This window comes from Urechidicola sp. KH5 (genome assembly GCF_054661455.1).
The window spans coordinates 391,976-414,198 of record NZ_BAAFSW010000002.1 but is presented as its reverse complement, the minus strand read 5'-3'; the positions used below and the strand labels follow the sequence as shown (position 1 = coordinate 414,198).

The 22,223-nt window shown below is 34.4% G+C and carries 23 protein-coding genes; 22 read left to right on the top strand and 1 reads right to left on the bottom strand.

All coding sequences use genetic code 11. From position 1 onward, the window contains the following. Positions 1-31: 31 nt before the first annotated feature. The 14 genes from ACYQ5R_RS06450 to ACYQ5R_RS06385 all read left to right on the top strand — a co-directional run bounded on the left by ACYQ5R_RS06450 (position 32) and on the right by ACYQ5R_RS06385 (position 12,536). Positions 32-1,072: a TlpA family protein disulfide reductase gene (locus ACYQ5R_RS06450; protein WP_460190102.1), complete on the top strand. Its 1,041-nt coding sequence runs from the start codon at positions 32-34 to the stop codon at positions 1,070-1,072. A 133-nt stretch (positions 1,073-1,205) separates the two neighbouring features. Further along, positions 1,206-1,607: a hypothetical protein gene (locus tag ACYQ5R_RS06445; protein ID WP_460190101.1), complete on the top strand. Its 402-nt coding sequence runs from the start codon at positions 1,206-1,208 to the stop codon at positions 1,605-1,607. A gap of 206 nt (positions 1,608-1,813) precedes the next feature. Further along, complete coding sequence (locus tag ACYQ5R_RS06440; protein ID WP_460190100.1) at positions 1,814-3,769, top strand: amidohydrolase family protein; 1,956 nt, start codon at positions 1,814-1,816, stop codon at positions 3,767-3,769. A 119-nt stretch (positions 3,770-3,888) separates the two neighbouring features. Beyond that, the gene (locus ACYQ5R_RS06435) at positions 3,889-4,275 is read left to right on the top strand and encodes a hypothetical protein (RefSeq protein WP_460190099.1); all 387 of its coding nucleotides are present in this window, start codon (positions 3,889-3,891) and stop codon (positions 4,273-4,275) included. 296 nt (positions 4,276-4,571) lie between these two features. Next, the gene (locus ACYQ5R_RS06430; RefSeq protein WP_460190098.1) at positions 4,572-4,904 is read left to right on the top strand and encodes a CCC motif membrane protein; all 333 of its coding nucleotides are present in this window, start codon (positions 4,572-4,574) and stop codon (positions 4,902-4,904) included. A gap of 248 nt (positions 4,905-5,152) precedes the next feature. Next, positions 5,153-5,572 carry a hypothetical protein gene (locus ACYQ5R_RS06425; RefSeq protein ID WP_460190097.1) on the top strand — a complete coding sequence of 140 codons (420 nt, stop codon included), beginning with the start codon at positions 5,153-5,155 and terminating at the stop codon, positions 5,570-5,572. Positions 5,573-6,028: 456 nt separating this feature from the next. Continuing rightward, a complete protein-coding gene (locus tag ACYQ5R_RS06420) occupies positions 6,029-8,035 on the top strand; it encodes a tetratricopeptide repeat protein (protein ID WP_460190096.1) in 2,007 nt (668 codons plus the stop codon). A gap of 249 nt (positions 8,036-8,284) precedes the next feature. Next, on the top strand, positions 8,285-9,136 hold the full coding sequence (locus tag ACYQ5R_RS06415; protein ID WP_460190095.1) for a helix-turn-helix domain-containing protein: 852 nt from the start codon (positions 8,285-8,287) through the stop codon (positions 9,134-9,136). 92 nt (positions 9,137-9,228) lie between these two features. After that, on the top strand, positions 9,229-9,621 hold the full coding sequence (locus ACYQ5R_RS06410; protein WP_460190094.1) for a hypothetical protein: 393 nt from the start codon (positions 9,229-9,231) through the stop codon (positions 9,619-9,621). Positions 9,622-9,701: 80 nt separating this feature from the next. Further along, positions 9,702-10,076 (top strand): hypothetical protein, encoded by a 375-nt coding sequence (locus tag ACYQ5R_RS06405; protein WP_460190093.1) that lies wholly within the window; start codon positions 9,702-9,704, stop codon positions 10,074-10,076. Further along, complete coding sequence (locus ACYQ5R_RS06400; protein WP_460190092.1) at positions 10,060-10,551, top strand: anthrone oxygenase family protein; 492 nt, start codon at positions 10,060-10,062, stop codon at positions 10,549-10,551. Before ACYQ5R_RS06405 ends, ACYQ5R_RS06400 begins: the two co-directional genes overlap by 17 nt. Before the next feature lie 43 nt (positions 10,552-10,594). Continuing rightward, positions 10,595-11,191 (top strand): carboxymuconolactone decarboxylase family protein, encoded by a 597-nt coding sequence (locus tag ACYQ5R_RS06395; RefSeq protein WP_460190091.1) that lies wholly within the window; start codon positions 10,595-10,597, stop codon positions 11,189-11,191. A gap of 29 nt (positions 11,192-11,220) precedes the next feature. After that, positions 11,221-12,054 carry an NmrA family NAD(P)-binding protein gene (locus tag ACYQ5R_RS06390; RefSeq protein WP_460190090.1) on the top strand — a complete coding sequence of 278 codons (834 nt, stop codon included), beginning with the start codon at positions 11,221-11,223 and terminating at the stop codon, positions 12,052-12,054. A 146-nt stretch (positions 12,055-12,200) separates the two neighbouring features. Then, positions 12,201-12,536: a DUF6150 family protein gene (locus ACYQ5R_RS06385; protein ID WP_460190089.1), complete on the top strand. Its 336-nt coding sequence runs from the start codon at positions 12,201-12,203 to the stop codon at positions 12,534-12,536. Positions 12,537-12,685: 149 nt separating this feature from the next. On the opposite strand, the gene mog is transcribed toward ACYQ5R_RS06385, so the two are convergent. Further along, a complete protein-coding gene (gene mog, locus ACYQ5R_RS06380; RefSeq protein ID WP_460190088.1) occupies positions 12,686-13,225 on the bottom strand; it encodes a molybdopterin adenylyltransferase in 540 nt (179 codons plus the stop codon). Between the two features lie 112 nt (positions 13,226-13,337). On the opposite strand from mog, the gene ACYQ5R_RS06375 reads away from it, so the two are divergent. The 8 genes from ACYQ5R_RS06375 to ACYQ5R_RS06340 all read left to right on the top strand — a co-directional run bounded on the left by ACYQ5R_RS06375 (position 13,338) and on the right by ACYQ5R_RS06340 (position 21,900). After that, on the top strand, positions 13,338-14,555 hold the full coding sequence (locus ACYQ5R_RS06375) for a GTP-binding protein (RefSeq protein WP_460190087.1): 1,218 nt from the start codon (positions 13,338-13,340) through the stop codon (positions 14,553-14,555). A 174-nt stretch (positions 14,556-14,729) separates the two neighbouring features. Beyond that, a complete protein-coding gene (locus ACYQ5R_RS06370; protein WP_460190086.1) occupies positions 14,730-15,338 on the top strand; it encodes an alpha-ketoglutarate-dependent dioxygenase AlkB family protein in 609 nt (202 codons plus the stop codon). A gap of 64 nt (positions 15,339-15,402) precedes the next feature. Next, positions 15,403-16,833 carry a serine hydrolase domain-containing protein gene (locus ACYQ5R_RS06365; RefSeq protein ID WP_460190085.1) on the top strand — a complete coding sequence of 477 codons (1,431 nt, stop codon included), beginning with the start codon at positions 15,403-15,405 and terminating at the stop codon, positions 16,831-16,833. A 17-nt stretch (positions 16,834-16,850) separates the two neighbouring features. Next, positions 16,851-17,579, top strand: a complete 729-nt coding sequence (locus tag ACYQ5R_RS06360; RefSeq protein ID WP_460190084.1) for a nitroreductase family protein — start codon at positions 16,851-16,853, stop codon at positions 17,577-17,579. 34 nt (positions 17,580-17,613) lie between these two features. Next, a complete protein-coding gene (locus ACYQ5R_RS06355) occupies positions 17,614-18,681 on the top strand; it encodes a calcium:cation antiporter (RefSeq protein ID WP_460190083.1) in 1,068 nt (355 codons plus the stop codon). Positions 18,682-18,742: 61 nt separating this feature from the next. After that, positions 18,743-21,160: a penicillin acylase family protein gene (locus tag ACYQ5R_RS06350; RefSeq protein ID WP_460190082.1), complete on the top strand. Its 2,418-nt coding sequence runs from the start codon at positions 18,743-18,745 to the stop codon at positions 21,158-21,160. Beyond that, positions 21,153-21,509, top strand: coding sequence for a hypothetical protein (locus ACYQ5R_RS06345; protein ID WP_460190081.1), 357 nt, complete (start codon positions 21,153-21,155; stop codon positions 21,507-21,509). Before ACYQ5R_RS06350 ends, ACYQ5R_RS06345 begins: the two co-directional genes overlap by 8 nt. 1 nt (position 21,510) lies before the next feature. Further along, positions 21,511-21,900, top strand: a complete 390-nt coding sequence (locus tag ACYQ5R_RS06340) for a hypothetical protein (RefSeq protein WP_460190080.1) — start codon at positions 21,511-21,513, stop codon at positions 21,898-21,900. Positions 21,901-22,223: the final 323 nt, after the last annotated feature.

Genomic DNA, 22,223 nt, shown 5'->3' with positions numbered 1-22,223 from the left:
TCCTAAAACGTTATATACAATACTAAACAAAATGATTAAGCCATCAGTAATAATATTTCTACTATCCATTGTTGTTTTCGGTTGTAAGGATGAAATAAAAGAACCTTTTTCTGTAATCGAAGTTCATGTAACTAATCAACAATCACTGGATAGCCTAATTATATATGATAAAGAAAAGTCATGGGAGGTAAAGACTACTCTTAGATTTAATGAGTTTAAGAGTGTTAAAGACACTCTGAATGTTCGTGAAAAGAAAATTTATCAAATTTATTCATTTTCAAATGGGAAACAGGGGGAATTGGGAGAGTTACTAATTTCACCAAATAGCAAAATAAGGCTATCTATGAATGAGAACGAACTTTTTGAATCTATAACTTATGACGGCACCTTTAAGGAACCTAATAATTTTTTAGCGTATTCTAAAAAACACCAAAACCAATTATCTAATATAGTCCGAAATGGTATTGAACAAAAAGAGCTTGAAACACTCATCTATGAAAAAGGTGACTTAATTAATGAAAAAGGGATTTCATTAAATATAGCAGATAGTTTAAGTACTTATGTCAAAGTAAATTTTAATAAATTCTCCGACATTCTTCAGCAGAAAAATGCAAAATACTTGTATAAAACATCTTTGGTAAATGAACTAGGGAACAATTTTTCTTTTACAGATATTAAAAATAATAATATTTCATTAAAAGATTTTAGTGGTAAATATCTTTATATTGATATATGGGCTACTTGGTGTAAGCCTTGTAAAGCAGAACATGATTTTCTCAAACAACTTGAGGAACACTTTTCTAATAATGATGAACTTCAAATTATTTCAATTAGTATTGATCGAGAATTTGATAAATGGAAGAATTATATTACCAAAAATTCAATCAATGGAATACAACTCTATTCTGGTGCAAATTCTGATTTTGTAAAATTTTATGATATTGGCGCTCTACCTCGATTTATTTTTTTAGATAAAAAAGGTAGAGTGATAAGTCCAGAAGAGTTGAGGCCATCCAATCCCAAATTATTAACAAAACTGGAATCAGCTGTTTATAATAATGACTATAACTAAGTACTTGTTCGTACCTACTTCTGAAAATTATTACGTATTTTCAGTTTATTCTAACTTTAAAAAGTTTACCGCTAAACCACGCTACTAATAATAGCCAAATCGTAAAACATTTGTCAAGAAAACTTAAAAAGAGATGAAAATACAATTAAACGAATCAGAAAACTCAATCGAAATCAAAGATGGACTAAAAAACCAATATCTGATTTTAAAAATTTTAATGATTTTAAATATAGCAAACGCAGTAATCCGAATATTTGGAAAACAAACAACTGAATATGGTTTTATTGAATATATCTTGGCTGGATTGGGAATTATTTCATTGGTTGTTCTCTTTATGTTTTTGTTTAAAATGTCAACCGCTAATAACATTCCTGTTGAACAAATAAGTCGACTAGAAGAAAAAATTGTGTTTGGAAAGAAAAGGTTTGCACTAGAATTAAAAAACGGAAAGAAAAGGAATTTGGGAAATTTCAAAAACCAATCTAAATTAATTAAAGCTCGTGAACTTTTTATAAAAATTGGAATCGCAAACTAAATATAAAAAACGTTGTACAACAGTGTATCAGAGCAATTACGGCAGTTTCGTCTACATCCGAATCCGCTAGGAATTGCGAGCGTCAGTACCTGACAAACCATAACTTAGAATCGGTAAAAGTGGGTTATACTGAGGCGTTAGAAACAATTAAAACCGAACAAATGAAAAAGTTAAAATCAGTAAGTATAATTTTAGGGATCCTATTATTGATCTCTTGCAACCAAGAAAAAGGAACTCAATCGATCGAAATTCCAACGATATACTATGGCGGTACAATTGTCACCATGGAAGGCAACTCACTTGAGTATACAGAAGCAATAGTGACAATAAATGATAAAATCGAATATGTAGGAACAGTAAAGGAAGCGGAAAATTTTTTTCCAAATTCTAAAAAACATGACCTCAATGGACAAACTCTATTACCTGGTTTTATTGAACCTCATTTACATCCTTCATTAGCTGCTATAATGCTACAAAACGAAATTATTGCGCCATATGATTGGATTTTACCTAGTGAGGTAAAAAAAGGTGTACAGGGAGAAGAAGCTTACCGACAAAAAATTACTGAATCTATCTCAGCCAATGCGAAACCAGATGAAATTTACTTCATTTGGGGGTATCATCAACTTTGGCATGGAGAGCTTTCTAGAGAAATGATAAACTCCATTGCAGGTGAGTTACCAGTCGGAATTATTCATCGTTCCTTCCATGAAATTTATTTGAACGATGCTGCTATTACCAAACTGGGTATTGAGAAAAGTGATTTTGAAGGAAACCCCCAAGTAGAATGGGAAAAAGGACATTTCTACGAAGGAGGATGGCTTGCACTTGTTCCTAAAATGGCTCCTATTTTACTAGAACCAGGAAGCTACCTTAAAGGCCTAAGCACAATGAGTGACTTGTTATTACAAAATGGAATAACAACTATTGCAGAGCCTGGATTTCCAAGTTCAAATTTTGATGGAGAGTTGAATTTACTCATGAAAGAAATGGAGAACAACCCACCATATGATGTTTATTTAATTCCAAGCGGTACTCAGCTATATGGAATGAAAGGAGGAAACCAACAGGCGATGGCTTTCATGGAAACCTTAGATACAGTTAAAGCCTATAACCGACACAACGTACACTTTTTACCTAAACAAGTAAAACTCTTTTCTGATGGAGCAATTTATTCGCAACTTATGCAAATGAAAGATGGATATACTGATGGACATTCAGGAGAGTGGATGACACCATTAGATTTATTTGAAGAGCAGCTTATGATGTATTGGAATAATGATTATAAAATTCATATTCATGCCAATGGCGACCTGGGGCAACAAATGGTTCTCGACCTTGTAAAAAAGGCACAAAAATCGAACCCTCGAAAAGATCATCGTCTTACGCTGCATCACATGGGGTATTTTGATGAAGGCATGGCGCTGGAAATGTCGACTTTAGGAACAGAAGCTTCAGTAAACCCTTATTATTTATGGGCACTAGCCGATAAATACTCTGAAAATGGACTGGGTTCAGAACGAGCTAAAAACCTTGTAGCGCTAAGATATCTTACCGATAACGATATACCATTGTCTTTTCATTCAGACTTTTCAATGGCCCCGGTAGAACCCTTAACATTGGCATGGACAGCCGTTAACCGAGTATCATCCGAAGGAAATAAATATTCTCAGGAGCAAAGAATTTCGGTTTATGATGCTCTAAAGGCTATTACAATTGATGCGGCAAGAACCTTAAATTTAGAACAGGAAATCGGAAGTATTAAAGCCGGAAAGATCGCAAATTTCACATTATTAAAAGATAATCCATTCACCTATGACAAAGAGAAATTAAAAGACATTGAAATAATGGGCACTGTATATAAAGGCAAACACTTTCAAGTAAGCCATAGCTCGAGTAACAAAAATATAGCTCCTAAAATTGTTGGTGGATGGAGTTCAATACAGATCAACGATGAAGTTAAAGAAGTCGTTGATTTTGCAATCAGTAAAATGAACACTAATGCGAAACTTGAAAAGATTGTTAATGCGAAATCACAAATAGTAAATGGAACTAATTATGATGTACAATTTCAACTAGATAACAAGGAGGTGTGGAAAGCCAAAGTCTATAAAGATCTAAAAGGTAATTTGAAACTACTTAAAAAAGTAGAGATGAAATAACTATTGCTATAAAGCCTATGCCAAACCAACCAAACTGTTCCTGCGCTTCATAGCCGAACTGTTGCCAAATATTTGACGCAACCATTTAGTTATTCCTTCATCTTTAAAGAAATGTTATTATGAGAAAGTTACTAATCATTTTATTTATCGCTCCTTTATTAATGGCTATTCAATGTGAGTCTGACGAAATTGTGGTAAGCACAGAATATATAATTCAAAACGACTCTAACATCAATCTAATTTTTATTACTGAAGAAGCTGGTGAAACTGTAATAGCAAGTCAATCGAGTCATGTTTTTAATTCAGGACCTAACGCATCAACTGTAGTTAGTCCCTCAGAAAATAGTAATATTAATTCTATTCAATTGTTTAAATTAGATTCCAATCAAAATCAAGTGCTAGCTTATGAACAGAATCCAATACTAGATGAACTCTGGAGTTTAAACGAACTATCAAGTCTTGAATATGAATATTCACTCATTATTACAGATGATTTAGTTGATTGAAAAGCATGTTTCGATTAGATAAAAGGTTGAATTTTAATTCTTACATCAACAATCACCATACATTTTAAAAAGACATAAAAAATGTTTGACAACAATGGCTATAAAACATTGGGGTTGAATTCCTAATCGGAATTCAACCCTTTTTGCTATCTTTAGGCTACCGCGGAAAGAATCTTGCGGATTTTTCCGCAACGAAATCATATCCCAACCGTGGTACAACATGCAATAAAATATTAAAATTTATTATTAAATGATGATATAAATAATACTTGAGTACCAAAAATGACCAATAAAATATGGAGAAAACTAAATTACCAAACGGAAAATTAATTTACACATTTGCACTATTGAGTTGTACACTATTTTTCTTCGGTGGAATTACAATTGTTTTTGCACTGATTTCATATATACTCGCTAGAAAATCTGAAAAAATATACGAGCAAAATCCGAAGGCATATTCTAATATCAACAAAATAAAAAAAGGAAAGACTATTGCTATTATTGGACTAATACTTAATCTCATAATTGTTGGAATTGCTATTTGGACACTAGTGACAATTGGATGGGATGCTTGGTCTGATGAGTTCGTTAGAAAATGGAATGAAGGATTACAAAATAATAGACGTTAAATAAAACGTAGCACAAAATTGTATAACCATAATTAAGGCTAATTCGACTAAGTAAGAATCCTTTCGGAAATTCTAAAGTTAGTGCTTAATAGAAAATATTAACTTAAAAACCGTAATTGACGCTTATACTAGACCGTTAGTTACAGGTAAAAAAGCAACAAATAAAGTTTTTAAAAGCTATTGAAACGAATGGTTAGAAATTTTATGTTGTCAAATGTTTTATAAAAAAACCATCTAATATTTTACTTATGAGAAAAATTTTAATGCTTAGTGTACTTATATTAAGTTTTTTAAGCTGTGAAAACGATGATACGAACGAAATACCTATTGCATATGATATTGAAGGTAAATGGTTATTCCCTTCCAACACGGATGGAATAAGTGATCAAGGTATCTCAAATACAATGTACATTTTTGAAAATGGAATCAGATATACCTATTATTGTATTGGAGATGATTGTGCATCACAATATGAATCATTTGAAGCAGGAGATTCTAACGCCCTCCCCGAAACAAATGAATATACATTTGAAAGCGATGTGCTAACTGTTGATTTGAATTTTGGAAATGAATTGGTCACTCCAATTATATTCAGATGTAATGGCGGAGAAGCATATTTTGAAACATCAGGATATAGTTTGGTTCGATTAAGCTCTGGTTGTGATTAAAAAAAAGGAAACAATAATAGCCATTAGCTAACAAAATAAAATCGTAATTACGCCGGATTTAACGAAGTACGGATCCTCTCGGAAATTCGAAAGTCAGTACGTAATAGAAAAAAATTAACTTAAAAACGATAACTGACGCTTATACTTGACTCTCAGTAACAAATCTTAAAAAACTCTATTAAAAAAATGAATCTCAAGAGAAATCAAAATTAATCCGATGGTGACTTTGGCAGATTTCAATTGAAATGTTAATTTCGTCTATATCTCGAATACACGAACAGTAAAGTGCAGAAAAAAGTTCTTTACACCATTACCACTAAACTAAAAGATATTTGAATTTTTATGCAAATTTTAAATCAAATAATAAAGTATTGCGCGAGTCTTAAATGGCTCATTTTAATCGTAATATTCTACTCTACAGAGATCAAGCTAAATGCACAAACCCAACTCGACTCATTGCATGCAATATGGCAAGATAAAGCTCTGGTCGACTCGGTTCGCGTCAAGGCGTACTATCAATATATTTGGAAAGGGTTTCTATACTCTAAACCAGATTCTGCAATTGTTTTAGCAAAAAATCTTGTGAAATATGGAGAAGATTACAACTATACAAAAGCCAAAAATTACGGTTATAATATCCAAGGTATTGTTTACAAGAATAAAGGTGATTATTTCAAAGCCATGGAATTTCAAGAAAAAGTTTTAGAGCTTTATAAAATACAAAATGACAAAAGAAATATTGCTGGCACCCTTCATAATATGGCAGTTATTTATAGGAGAAATGGTAATCATACAAAAGCACTCGATTATTACAATGAAAGTATCAAGATTAACAAGCAAATTAATAATCAAATAGGTGTTGCTACTTCTCTTGCAGGTATTGGATTCATTTATTCTATTCAAGGCAATTATCCAAAAGCAATCATTTGTTATAATAAAGGACTAAAGATTAATGAACAGCTAGGAGACCAAAGTGGTATTGCAGATTTTCAAATTAATATTGGTACGGTCTATTTTGATCAAGGCGATGAGATTAAAGCTCTGGAGTACTTTAATAAAAGTTTGAATTTTTATAAAGCACAGGACAACCAGTATAGGATATCTGAAATCTTAAATAAACTAGGTCTTATATCAAAAAATCAAGGGGATTATGACCAAGCTTTGAACTATTTTAAGCAAAGTAAAGCTATTAATGAGGATCTAGATAATAAAATTGGTATTGCCAACGACCTGAACTGTATAGGACTTGTTTACCATAAGCTTGATGAAAACAAAAAGGCATTGGACTATTACAATCAAAGCTTAAACATTCAGCAGAAGGTAAATGACAAGCAAGGTATGGCGAGGTCTAAAATAAATATTGGAGAGATTTATCTTGCCCAAAACAGCTACACTAAATCTATAGAAAACTGTCAGAAGAGTTACCAATTGGCCCTATCTATAAATGATCTTATAACGCAAAGTGATGCTTGCGAATGTTTATATGATTCTTTTAAAAAATTAGGTAAAGAGGATGATGCCCTATTTTATTTGGAAAAAATAAGGTTGTTAGATAAAAGCCTTAATCTTAGAGAAACCGCAACAAAACTTCAACAAATGGAGTTTAAGAAAGAAGTCTTAGCGGATAGTTTGGAATTCTCAAAAAAGCAAGCAATTGATAAAATGAAATTGGAAAAATCAGAAAACACCAAGGAAGCATTGATAATTGGGGCTTTTTTACTTATGCTTTTAGTTGGTGTTATCTATTATGGTTACCGACAAAAGCAAGCAGCCAACAGGTACTTAAAAGAGCGTAATGCATTCGAAATTGAGAATAAGAAAAAAGCCATGACCTTGTTTAGTCAGCAAGTATCTCCAGAAGTAGCTAAAGAACTATTATCTGATTCGTATAAATCTGGAGCTAATAAAGTACGAGCCTGTATCATGTTTTTGGACATAAGAAATTTTACGCCATTTTCTGAATCAAGAGATGCTACAGAAATAAACCAATACCAAAATGACGTATTTGGATTTATGATAGATATTATTAGCAAGCATAATGGCATCATCAATCAGTTTATGGGAGATGGTTTTTTAGCATCTTTCGGTGCGCCAGCTTCACCAGGAAATCATAGTCAAAATGCAGTTAATGCATCTTTAGAAATACTAAAGGAGCTTGAAGATCGATGTTCATCTGGTCAATTAATTAATACAAAAATTGGTGTTGGTTTACATACTGGAGAAATTGTAACGGGAAATGTAGGTACTGCTAAAAGAAGACAATATTCAGTAACCGGAAACACAGTCATATTAGCATCACGAATAGAGCAGTTGAATAAGCAGTTTAAATCGGAGTTACTTATGTCTAAAGAAGTGCTTAATGATCTTACCGATGTTGAAAAATACACCTTTGAATCGCTTGGTCCAATACAACTCAAAGGCAGATCGGAGCCTGTTGAAGTCATTAAATTGGTATCAACATAGTCCCAATTATAACATTTGAAATTCATTAAGATAAAGGTTTAGTAATAAACTTTAGAATGATAAAATTAAACTAAAAAGATAGCGAATACCCAACAAAGCTCAAAGTTCATTGTTACCATGCATTACTTAGAAAAATTCTTATGGATTTCCTAGTTGTTTTGTACTTGCCTTTCGAATAGTTAAATTTACGAAAATAATCATACACAAGCCATTGGTAATATTTAAACTCGATTTAGAGAATTAGTAAGAATGAATCGCGAAATAATAGACATAAATGACTGCAGCATTCTATTAGAAGAAACATCAAGCGAAAGTAATATAGTAGATTCTTGTTTTTTTGACGAACCTGTAATAGGAATTGCCTTTTATGGCGCTGGAGATGTTGGCCTAAAAGTTAAGTTCGAAGGTAAAGTAAAAGAATTCCAACATACAAAAGGCATGGTCCTATCATTTTATGCAGATAGTGAGGTAGAATTTGAACATCAAGTTTCTAAATTAAAGCCATTACAGTGTTTAGTAATCGCCACAGCAATTAGGAACTTAGATAAATTGCCTAATGGTGAAGGTCAATTCTTAGAACAATTTTTACATCAATTACTCCACCCAAAAGACCATTATGTTGAAGGCCCTGTTTTTAATATGATTCCAGAAATGTTTCAAATAGTTGAACAATTTTTTAGCAATACGTATGAAAACGAAATTAAAATGATGTTTTACAAAAGCCATATGACAGCTTTACTATCTCATTATTTTGGACAATTGGTAAAACAACAAAACACAAAATTTGATACTTCACTAATAGAAAAGATTAATCTTGCTCAAGAAATTTTGTTATCCGATTTAGAAAATCCACCTTCTTTAACAGAACTAGCTAACAAAATAGGAGTTAATACAAATAAGCTCAAAATAGAGTTCAAAGCTCAGTTTGGAGTACCCGTTTTTAAATATCTACAAAACGAAAGATTGACAAAAGCCTATAATTTAATAAAGAATCAACAAAAAACAATTCAAGAAGCTGCCTGGGCTGTAGGTTACGATAGTCTTGGTTCTTTCTCGAACGCTTTTGAAAAAAAGTTTGGTTACAGACCTAGCCAAGTGTAAAATTCTTTTCGAATAAATCATAATTCTTTCAGAATAAGTAGCTGGCACAAAGCTGCTATAGATTTGTATCATAATTAAAAAACTAAATAATTATGATCAATAAAATTGTATACAGTATAACATGTGCCATACTAGTATGGGTTCTTGGTGTAAGTTGCTACTATCTTTCTTCTTTCTTGACAATTTTAGAAAACACAGAACTACAATCAAATATTGTACTTGTGCTTGCCATTGTACCATGCGCTAGCATTGGTACCTATTTGTTTTATAAAAAAAGTTTTATCAAACCTTCAGTATTAGCCTTAATCTTTATCGGAGTTTCTATTGTGTTAGATGCTTTGGTTACAGTCCCGATGTTTATTATTCCAAATGGCGGCAGTTTTTCGGAGTTTTTTGGCGATGCCATATTCTACACACTAGTCGTAGAGTTTTACTTTATTGTTTTGTACTATGGCAACTATTTAACACAAAAGGTTAAAGCTTAAATGTAAGTGGTATTTCACCATAAACTCCTAAATATCCTTTAAAGCAATCTAATAGAAAATCTAAGAAACAGTCTTTAAAAATGGTAACTCTCATTAAAATTTTAATAGGACTTATAGTCACTCTCACCGCTAATACTATAGACTCTTGCAATTCAATTGGAGTAACTAAACAGTCTATCACTCAGCATTCTTCAATGGTTTTAGATAAATCTTGTCAAGAGAATACTTACATGATTATAGAGAGTAAATGCAACACCTGTTATTACAGACGTAACAACAGAAGAATATTTACCAAAGAAAATATGAATACTTGGGCAAATGATATTTACAAACAAGTTTTTACAAAAAAAAGAATGCCTAAAAGGAAGAAAACAAAACTAAATCAAAATGAACATCAAGAATTATTAACATGGATATTAATTTCAAAAAATAGTCAAAATGGAAATCAACTTTAAAATTATTGTATTAATAATCAGTATTCTATTTACAGGTTTAACATCTGGATTATGTTTTACTTGGTCTAACGCAGTTACTCCTGGTATCGGAAGATTAGATAATATCAGTTTTTTAAAAGCTTTCCAAGCCATGAACAGAGCTATAATTAATGGTCCATTCATGCTTGTTTTTATGGGTCCAAGTATGTTGCTCTTTCTGAACGCTTTTCTTTTTAGAAGTAATAATATAATTTTTTGGCTTTTTCTAATTGCAGCAATCTTTTTCTTTATAGGTATAGGTCTAATAACTGTTTTTGGCAACATACCTTTAAATGAGATGTTAGATAAATCAAATCTAGAATCGCTTTCAAAATTAGAATTACAAACACTTAGAAATAAATTTGAACACCCTTGGAATCGTTGGCATATGTTAAGAACAACATCATCAATCATCTCTTTTTTATTTCTAATACTAGGGACACTTTACTCAAAATAAAACTTGATTAAAATCAAAAAAATAAATACTTAATTATAATATTATGCCTTTTTTTAAACATTTAAATGAACTGTCTGATATTACAGATATCACATGGAATGACCGAAATAGATTAGGTCCCTTAGATAAAGCTTCTCAAAAAATAATGCGTGGAAAATCAAGTTTTACTCACGCTCAAAAAGAACTTTTTGCAGCCTACGTTTCTGGACTTAACGCATGTAGCTTTTGTTATGGATCCCATGTAGCCGTGGCAGAAAACTTTGGTGTTTCTCCAAAAATAGTAGAATCACTTTTAGAAGATGTAACATCAGCCCACGTAAAAAGTATTGAAAAACCACTATTCAATTATTTAAGAAAACTAACCTTATCAGCAAGCAAGCTTACACAAAGTGATGCAGATGCTGTATTTAATGCTGGTTGGAGTGAAGAAGATTTGCAAGAGGTAATTCTAATTGGCTGTCTTTTCAACTTTTATAATCGATTACTTGACGGTCACGGAATTAAGGGCAACAAAGCTATTTATCATTTTGGTGCAAATCATTTACATAAAAATGGCTATGGTGTTCCTTGGTTTATTGGACTAATAAAGGGATTCATTAAAAAAGAGAAACTAAAAAAACTTGACGAATTCAAATCATAAATAATATCAGATAAAAAATATAAAAGTATATGGAAAATATTCTAGTTATCGGAGGAACAGGAAAAACTGGTCGTCGCGTAGTGGAGCAATTACAAAACAAAGGAATTGAGCCAAGAATTGGCTCAAGAAATACATCACCAAGCTTTGATTGGGATAACAAAGATACTTGGGTAGCGGTCCTAAATGGTATCGAAAAAATGTATGTTACCTATTATCCTGACCTCGCGGTTCCAGGCGCTAAGAATGCCATAGAGAGTTTAACCTATTTAGCGAAGGAATTAGGTGTTAAAAAAATGGTACTACTCTCCGGAAAAGGTGAAACCGAAGCAGAAGCTTGTGAAAAAATTGTCATAGATTCAGGTATAAGTTATACCATCGTAAGAGCATCTTGGTTCAATCAAAATTGGAGTGAAAGCTTCTTTTTAGAACCAATATCATCTGGAGAAGTAGCATTGCCCTTATCTGATGTTCTAATACCATTTGTAGATGCTGATGACATTGCAGAAGTAGGCGCAACAGTACTGCTAGATGATTCTTATAATGGTCAAATTATTGAGGTAACAGGTCCAGAATTAATTACTTTTAAAGATGTTGTGAACATCATTTCAAAGGCTAGCGGCAGAAGATTAAATTTCTATGACATAACATTAGAACAGTATATTGAAGGGATGAAGCAAATGCAAATACCGAAGGATGTTGTGTGGTTAATAGAGTATTTATTCAGTCATGTTTTAACCAATCCGAATAATCAACTAGTAATTAATGACATTGAACGAGTTTTAGGAAGAAAAGCAAAAACATTTTCAGCATATGCTCAAAAAACAGCCGAAACTGGAATTTGGAATCAAGTAACTGTCAAATAACCATTGCCAATATCGTTTATTAATAATAGCGATTTGAATATTAATTCAAATCGCTATTACTTTTTATTTTGTACTTTACTTAACATAAAGTATCGCATGCAAATTTGCTATTACGCATACTCAAGAACGATTAAATTTCACTTAATATGAACCGTACTTTAATAATCCTTTTAGTACTATTTCAAACAAGCACTGCAATTGCACAAAAGGTATTCTCGGTTGAATACGAAAATCAAGCAGATGTAAAAGTTTTTGTTGTGAAGTATGAGAATCAAGCAGATTTAAACGTGTTCAAAGTGAAGTACGAGAACCAAGCTGGAGAAAATAACGGAAAATGGTTTTTTACAGACTATGCGAATCAAGCAAAGAAAAAAATCTACTTTGTTAAATATCAGAATCAAGCAGATGTAAAAATTTATTTTGTTGAATCTGAAAATCAAGCAGGTTGGAACAAAAATAAAAAGATACATCTAATGTATTAAAGAAACCCCCTATAACTCTGTCTAATATTCCTAGCTGTAGTTCTTTGTGCTCATGTCATTTCTAGATTTAAAAAAACCAACTTTAAAGCTTAACCGAAAACCTAAGATGTCAAAAATTCAAATTGTAAAAACAATCTATACCTTTAACTCTAACTTTTCTTTGGTCTAAACACCTTCATCTCTTGTTCATTTGTCTCAATATAAGCACCTTCAATAAGGTCAACACAATAAGGAATTGCAGGAAATACCGCTTCTAAACATTCGCGAATTGACTTTGGTTTACCCGGTAAATTCACAATTAATGTATGCCCTCTAATTCCCGCAAGTTGCCGAGAAAGAATAGCAGTAGGCACATATTGCAAACTTACTTGTCGCATTTGCTCTCCAAATCCCGGTAACAGTTTTTCGCAAACAGCAATAGTCGCTTCTGGAGTAACATCCCTCTTAGCAGGACCTGTACCTCCGGTAGTTACTATCAAACTACATTGTTGCTGATCTGCCATTTCAATCATTGCTTTTTCCAATTGCTCTTGCTCATCTGGAATCACAGCATATACTTCTCTCCATTCTGTAGTGAGCCATACATCTAACAGCCTTCTAACTTCTTTACCCGGTAAATCTTCATATTCACCCCTACTTGCTCTATCTGATACATTTATGATTCCAATACTAAGTTTGTCTAATGCCATACGCTGATTTTTTATTGCATTACAAAGGTATAATTATCTTATTGCAACTCAATTGCGTTAATGCGTTTTTATCTGTAATTTTGTTGCTTATAATTAATCTTTGGATATAGATATGAATAAGAAACTTCCTGTTACGGTCTTAAGCGGATTTTTGGGTGCTGGTAAAACTACATTACTAAATCACATTTTACACAATAAAGAAGGTTTAAAAGTGGCTGTTATTGTTAATGACATGAGCGAAGTAAATGTAGATGCGGATTTAGTAAAAAGTGAAAACACACTTTCTAGAACAGAAGAGAAATTGGTAGAAATGAGCAATGGGTGTATTTGCTGCACCTTACGTGAAGATTTAATGATTGAAGTTGAACGTTTAGCCAAAGAAGATCGATTTGATTATTTACTAATAGAGAGCACTGGTATAAGCGAACCTGTTCCAGTGGCACAAACATTCTCTTTTGTAGATGAAGAAAATGGTATAGATCTATCTCAATTTAGTTATGTAGATACCATGGTTACCGTGGTAGATGCTTTTAATTTCTTCAAAGATTTTGGCAGCCCAGAACGATTAATGGATAGAGAACTCACAGATATTGAAGGTGATTTTAGAACCATTGTAAATCTGCTAACAGATCAAATAGAATTTGCCAATGTTATTATTGTCAATAAAACCGATTTAGTAGCAAAAGAACACTTAGAAGTGTTAAAAGCAGTTGTCAATAAGTTAAATCCATCTGCTAAAATAATTGAATCTAGTTTCAGTAAAGTAGCTCCTCAAGAAATATTAAATACAGGTCTTTTTGATTTTGAAGAGGCAGAACAAAGTGCCGGTTGGATTGAAGAATTAAAGAAGGAAGAACACACACCTGAAACAGAAGAATACGGGATCTCTTCTTTTGTTTATCGAACAAAAAAACCATTTGACCCAGATAGATTCTGGAATTATATTCAAAACAATTTTCCTCCATCAGTTATACGAAGTAAAGGGTTGTTTTGGTTGGCATCAAGACCAGAGCAGGCGCTCATTTGGGGGCAAGCAGGAGGCTCATTAAAATCAGATAGTGCAGGTGTTTGGTGGAGTAGCATGCCTTTTGAAAAGAGAATCCAATATATGGGGTTTGTTGAAAACCAAGAGCAAATCGAACAAGAATGGGATACCACCTTTGGCGACAGGAAAAACGAAATTGTATTTATTGGTCAACACCTTAACGAAAAACAAATAAGAGTAGAGCTCGATGCTTGTCTTGCTACAGATCAAGAAATTGCATCTCAAGATTGGCAAGAAGGATATCAAGACCAATGGTCGGTACCCAGAGCTTATGCTATAGATTAATATTGGATTCATCCTATTCATATTTCATAATTTTAGTAGGATTTATAGGTCCATTATATTTCTAGTGCAAAATTGAATAATGTATTATACCTGAGATTTAATAGGGAATTAGTACTTTAGAAATGTTCTAATTGGTTCAGAACAAATTCAACTTGAAATAAATAAGACCAGTAAATGTTATTCAATTTCGATCCAAACCAGAATCTACTTCCTCAAGATGGCGAGGTCTATTACCACTCTAACCTTTTTGACGATGCCATATCAAACAATTTTTTAGAAGTGTTGACAAACACCATCATTTGGCGTCAAGATGAAGTGGTTATGTTTGGCAAACGCATAGTAACAAAACGAAAAGTGGCTTGGTACGGTCTCGAAAAATTCAACTACTCCTATGCAGGAACAACAAAATCTGCCCTACCTTTTACACCAGCACTCATAGAGATAAAAAAAGCAGTAGAAACAAAAAGTGGTGCTACCTATAATTCCTGTCTGCTCAACTATTATCACAATGGTCAAGAAGGCATGTCTTGGCACAGCGATAACGAACCCGAATTACAACCAAATGCAGCCATAGCATCAGTTAGTTTTGGCGCCGAACGCAACTTTAGTTTTAAACACAAAGTCACAAAACAAAAAGTCACGATTCCACTCGCTAATGGTAGCTTGTTAGTAATGCAAGGCGCAATTCAACAGCATTGGTTACATCAATTACCAAAAGCAGCCAAAGTAAATACACCAAGAATGAACCTCACCTTTCGCACTATTTTAAACAATCAAATCTAATCGAAAGCAGTCAATATATTATTGTACCTTAGAACCTCATATAAAACCTATACCTACTCATCTTATGAAAAAGTTATTTCCTCTATTACTTACAGCACTTGTATTGAGTTGTAAGAACACCGCTCCTACGCAAGAAATTTCTGTTGAAGAACGCATACAGCGCATAGAAAATGGCTTGCAACCTAATTTACAAATAGAAGGCGATTCGGTGGCCAATTTCAATATCGAAGCGCGCATGAAAGAATTAGGAATTCCTGCGGTTACCATAGCCGTTGTAAACAACGGACAAATTGAATGGGCAAAAGCTTATGGAATGGCGGATGCAGCAGCTAACAGACCTGCTACTACAGAAACTTTATTTTTAGCTGGATCTATCAGTAAACCTGTAGCTGCAACAAGAGCGCATCAATTAGCAGAAGAAGGTACCATTGATTTAGATACCAATATCAACCAATACCTTAAAAGCTGGCAATTACCAGACAATGAGTTTACTGAAAAAGAAAAAGTAACGACACGCAGAATATTAAATCACACCGCAGGATTAACCGTTTGGGGTTTTCCAGGATACGATAAAGGCGATACCATTCCGTCTGTGCAAGACGTGTTAGATGGCAAGGGAAATACCGATTCGGTAAGAGTTTATAAAGAACCAGGAGAAAGCTGGATGTACTCAGGAGGTGGTTACACCATTATGCAGTTAATGATTACCGATGTAGATCAACAATCTTATCCAGAATTAATGCAAAGCAATGTTTTAGACCCATTGGGCATGACCAAGAGTACCTTTGCTAATCCGTTACCAGAAAAATACCACAGTATTGCAGCAACGGGCTACCGAATGAATGGCGACGAAGTTGAGGGCAAATGGCCTATTTACCCAGAAATGGCGGCAGCTGGTTTGTGGACCACACCTTCGCAATTAATTCTATGGGCACAAGAAATGCAGAATATTTATCAAAATAAAGAAGATGGTTTGTTAAAAGTCGCTACAGTAAACGACATGTTAACTCCAGGGATGAACGACCATGGTTTGGGCCCAAGTGCCAATAAAATAATGTTTGGTCATGGTGGTGCAGACGAAGGTTTTAGAGCCCAAATGTACGCTTGGAAAGACGAACCAGTAGCGGTTGTAGTAATGGTAAATTCAGACAACTACAGCATTATTCAAGAAATCCTTTTAGGCTTTGCCAAAGAATACAATCTACCAGGTATTGAGCCCATGCTGCGTAAACGCATGAAAACCTCAACGGAAGCACTTCAAAAATTTGCAGGGGATTATAACATTCCAGAATTCGGAGATTTTAATATTGCTGTAAAAGGTTTAGACTTAGAAGTTACAGGTGATTTTTTAGACAATGCTATTATTATGATTCAAGAATCTGATGCTAAATTTTTTGACCAAAAAGATGGCGACTATTTCGATTTTGAATTTAAAGACGATCAGGTTACCGGATTTAAAGTTCAGCGATTTACTGCGACCAAACTGAACGATTAACAACTTAAAATCATTCCATGGAAAAAACAGTAAGCGGGGCAATCAACTACCGTCGCTCATGTAGGGTTTATAAAGATACTCCAATAGACAACCAAAAAGTAAAGCAATGTATAGAGCAAGCTGTGCTTGCACCAACGAGTTCCAATTTACAATTATGGGAATTCTACCATGTAACCGATACTGAAAAATTGAAAGAAATGGCTGTAGCCTGTTTCGATCAAAATGCTGCGCAAACCGCTCAGCAATTGGTTGTAGTGGTCGCTCGCAAAGACTTGTGGCGCAAACGTGCTAAAGCTAATATAGATTTTTTATCCGCTGCTTTTGATAAACCTGATTTAGAACCAAGATTAGAAAAGCGTAAAAAAGTAGCGCTAAACTATTACCAAAAACTCATACCGATGGCCTATGCCGATTTTCTAGGCATCTTAGGGTATCTCAAGTTTTTTATGTTTCAAATCATGGGGCTATTTAAACCTATGTATCGCCAAGTACGCCAGAGCGATATGCGGATTGTGGCACATAAAAGCGCAGGACTCGCTGCTCAAAATTTTATGATTAGTATGGCAGCTATAGGTTACGATACCTGCCCAATGGAAGGAAGCGACACCTTTCGTGTAAAGAAAATATTAAACATCCCTTCAAGTGCCGAAATTAATATGGTAATCGGTTGCGGTATTCGAGACGATAAAGGTATTTATGGTCCGCGTTTTAGAATACCGTTTGAAGAAGTCTATCATAAAATTTAATTTTACAGCGTACATATCAATAATCCCACAATACATGAATTTAAAGAGCCTTCTCAAATGGAATAACATCATACCGATACTTGCGATAATAGCATATACTACAGAGCTTTTCGAAACAAATGCTGTAGGTCAAGTACTCGTTGTTCTTTTATTAGTCGGATCCATCTTGTCGGCAGTAATGCATTCTGAATACATTGCGCACAAAGTAGGTGAACCTTTCGGCACCATAATTTTAGCTGTTTCGGTTACTATTATTGAAGTTGCTTTAATTGTTTCGCTCATGTTGGCAGGAGGCGAAAAGGCTGTTTATTTGGCGAGAGATACCGTTTTTGCTGCTGTAATGATACTACTTACGCTCATTATTGGAGCTTGTATTTTAATTGGGAGTCTCAAACATTTTGAACAAACTTTTCAAAAGAAATCTGTAAATACAGCCTTGGTGAGTTTAGTAACCATCATATTTCTTTCTTTGGTATTACCCAATTACGTGTCTATTGAAAACATCGGTACTTTTAGTAATCCGCAACTTATTTTTGTGGCCATTGTATGTTTGGCTATTTACATTACGTTTATTTATGTTCAGACAATTAGACACAGAAATTATTTCTTATCTGAAAAACCGGATAGCCATTCAGAAGCAAACCATCAAGACCATATTGGGATACATCTTATTTTTCTACTATTAAGTTTGACCATAGTGGTGTTATTGGCTAAAACAATTTCGCCAACTATAGAAAAACTAATTATTGATGCTGGTTTACCACAATCACTTTTAGGAGTTGTAATTGCAACTGTAATTTTATTACCAGAGGCCCTTGCTGCAGTTAAAGCAGCTCATAAAAACGATATTCAAACCAGTCTTAATTTATCCTTGGGGTCTGCCTTAGCAGCCATTGGACTCACCATTCCTACTGTGGCTTTTGTAAGTATTGCGTTTAATCTTGAAGTGAATTTAGGGTTAAATGAAATCGCAACACTATTGCTAGGTCTATCCATTTTTACTGTAATGCTTTCGCTCTCTAAAGGGCGTACCAATATTATTTATGGGGTGATTTTAATCGCCATTTTCTCGACCTTTATTTTCACCATTATTTTCCCATAATAGGTAAGTTACAACTCTCAATATAATTCTGTAACTTACATCCAGTAAAAGTTAGCACTTCATGAAATACTTGAAACTTATCACAACATTGGTACTTGCTAGTGTTGTTTTTTATGTCCTAAATACCAAATTCGGAAGCATTCCTCCTATCGGTAAATTTTTAGATCCTGTGCAAGGCGTTTGGCAAAATGAAACCGACGACCAGCTCGATGGTCAAATTGCCATCCCCAATCTTAAAGCCGAAGTTACGGTGCATTACGACAAGGCATTAATTCCGCATATATTCGCCCAAAACAGAGAAGATTTATACAAAGCACAAGGCTATATTACTGCCAAACACCGCTTGTGGCAAATGGAATTTCAAACCCATGCCGCTGCTGGTAGATTGTCTGAAATAGTTGGAGAAGCAGCAATAAATTACGACCGCGGTGAGCGCAGAAGAGGCATGGTGTTCGCTGCGGAAAATGTATTAAAAAAGATGGAGGACGATCCAGACGGATTGGCGTATCTTGAAGCCTATGCTGACGGTGTAAATGCATATATCAACTCTTTAGAGCAGAAAGACCTTCCGGTAGAATACAAATTACTCGACTACCAACCCGAAGCTTGGACGAGCAAAAAAACGGCATTGCTATTAATGTATATGACTAAAATGTTGGCAACTGGTGATGACGATTTAGAGTACACCAACATTTTGAGAAAATTTGGTAAAGAGCGTTTCGACTTATTGTTTCCTGATTTCTTTGATATCAATGATCCTGTTATTCCTAAAGAAACCGATTGGAGTTTTATAGATACTCCAATAACAGCAACACCAAGTTCAGAAGTACCGTTAGATACTATTGTAGAAACCATCGCTAAGCCACATCCTGATAATGGTAGTAACAACTGGGCTGTTTCTGCAGCAAAATCTACCACAGGCAATCCTATTTTAGCAAACGACCCACACCTTGGCTTAAACCTTCCTTCTATTTGGTTTGTGGTGCAATTGAGCACTCCAGATCATACCGTTATGGGAGCAACACTACCAGGAGCATTAGGGGTTATTTCTGGTTTTAACCAACACATTTCTTGGGGCGTTACCAATGCAAAACGCGATGTGCTCGATTGGTATAAAATAACATTCAACGAAGATAGAACCCAATACAAACACAACAACCAATGGAAAGCTATTGAAACTCGTGTTGAAGAAATTACTGTGCGAAATGGAGCTACTGTTTTAGATACAGTGCTTTATACACATCACGGTCCGGTTACCTACGACTTAAATTTTAAAGGAGATAATCCAAGAGCAGGCTATGCCATGAAATGGATAGGACATCTTGGTGGTAACAACCAACGTACATTTTTAAATTTAAACACCTCTAAAAATTACGACGACTATGTTGAGGCCTTATCGCATTACACCGCGCCTGCGCAAAACTTTGTATTTGCTTCTACCGAAAAAGACATCGCTCTTTGGGTGCAAGGTAAGTTTCCAAATAAATGGAAAGGACAAGGAAAATTTTTAATGGATGGATCAAATCCAGAACACGATTGGCAAAGCTTTATACCACAGCCTTTCAATGCGCATGTAAAAAACCCAGAACGTGGTTTTGTAAGTTCTGCCAACCAACATCCCGCTGGAGAAGACTATCCATTCTACGTATTTAACGATGGGTACGAAATGTACCGCAACCGCGTTATCAACGATTTCTTCCGTTCGAAAGAGCAATTCAGCGTAGCAGATTTTAAAGAGTTACACAACAACAACTACAATCTTAAGGCTGCAGAGCTTTTACCAGAAATGTTTAAAACCCTCGACCAAGCAGACTTAACTGAAGCTGAAAAAACAATCTATCAAGAAGTGCGCAACTGGGATTTCTTCAACGAAATAGATGTGGTAGGTCCGAGTATTTGGCGTGCATGGTGGGAACAATTATACCCAATGATTTGGGATGAGTTGTACAACGCAGAAGAAGCGGTTACCACACCTAGCTCCTACCAAACCATTTATTTGTTAATCCATCATCCAGAAGATGCGTTTATGGACATTCTTGAAACCGATACAATAGAAACAGCACCCGATCTTTTCTTGGCAGCTTTTAAAAAAGCTGTTGAAAAATTACAAGCCTTTAAAAAAGCAAACGGCAACTACCTCTGGAAAGATTACAAAGGCACTTCTGTAGAACACCTGTTACAAGGCTTACCTGCCTTTTCAAGATTTAATGTACCTGTGGGTGGCGATGCCAGCATTGTTAATGCTACTTCAGAACGTCACGGTGCCTCTTGGCGTATGATTGTTGAAATGAGTTCGCCTCCAAAAGCCTTGGGTATTTATCCGGGTGGACAATCTGGAAATCCAGGGTCTGCCTATTACGACAATTATATCAACGATTGGGCTGCTGGGGAGTACCTCGAACTCAACTTTATGCAATCAGTAAACGAAACCAATGCCGTTATGGCCACACAAACCCTAACACCTTCTAGCCATGAATAAAAAGATTCTTATAAACTGTATTGCCACCATTTTATTGGCACTTATTTGTTCACAATTTTTACCATGGTATGGTATTATGATTGCCGCATTTGCAACGGCCTTTTTTATGCCCCTAAAAAAAGCGGCGGTATTCTTTAGTCCGTTTGTGGCAATAACACTGTTTTGGATGGGTTATGCGTATGTAGTGAGTTCCACCAACAACTTTATCTTGGCAGAAAAGATTTCTGTCTTACTCAATTTAGGGGGTAATCCGTATCTGTTGTTATTGATTACAGGGATTATAGGCGGTTTGGCTGCAGGCTTTGCAGCACTTTTTGGCAAACAACTCATCAACCTAGTAAAAAATTAAGATGATTATTCGTTATAAAAATAAAACTGTAAATATCAACCTCATTTTTGGGTTGATTTGGTTGGCATTTTTTATAGTCAATTGGATTGTTGAAGGAAGTCTAAAAGCTCTCGATTACTTTTGGTTGTTTATGGCTGCAACCTATTTAATTGTATACTATTACCTACGAAATCATCATTACCTAACAATTACTAAAGACCGCATTAAAATCAACGGACCGTTTGGAAAAGAATTTCTTATAAAAGACATTGTGGTAAAGAAAAAATTTGCTGGCGATTATATTTTAAAAACCGACACAAAAGAAATGGGCATCTCAACTCAAATGGTGCACAAAGATTCTTTAGAACAATTAGAACAAGTGTTGGATCAAATACCTATTGCATGGAGCTAACTTTTTTACTCCAAAACTTCAATACGTATAGCAACAATGGCATTCAATTTTGAGATAACTGCTTCTGTAGTGACAGGTAATTGATTGGTAGGAACAGCAATAGGTTTTAACAAAAATACTCAAAAACAAAGAGAACAATATGAGGGTTGCCTCAAGCCAAATTTTACACTATATTTACCATATAAGCTCCCTGCTTATAAAACCAACGAAAAATAATTGAAAATTAAACGACTGCATTGGATATAGAAGAGTTTATCATCAATATTGATGATATCCAGTAGTTGTGCGTAATTGGAGAAACAGAATGCGAAAAATAACTTACT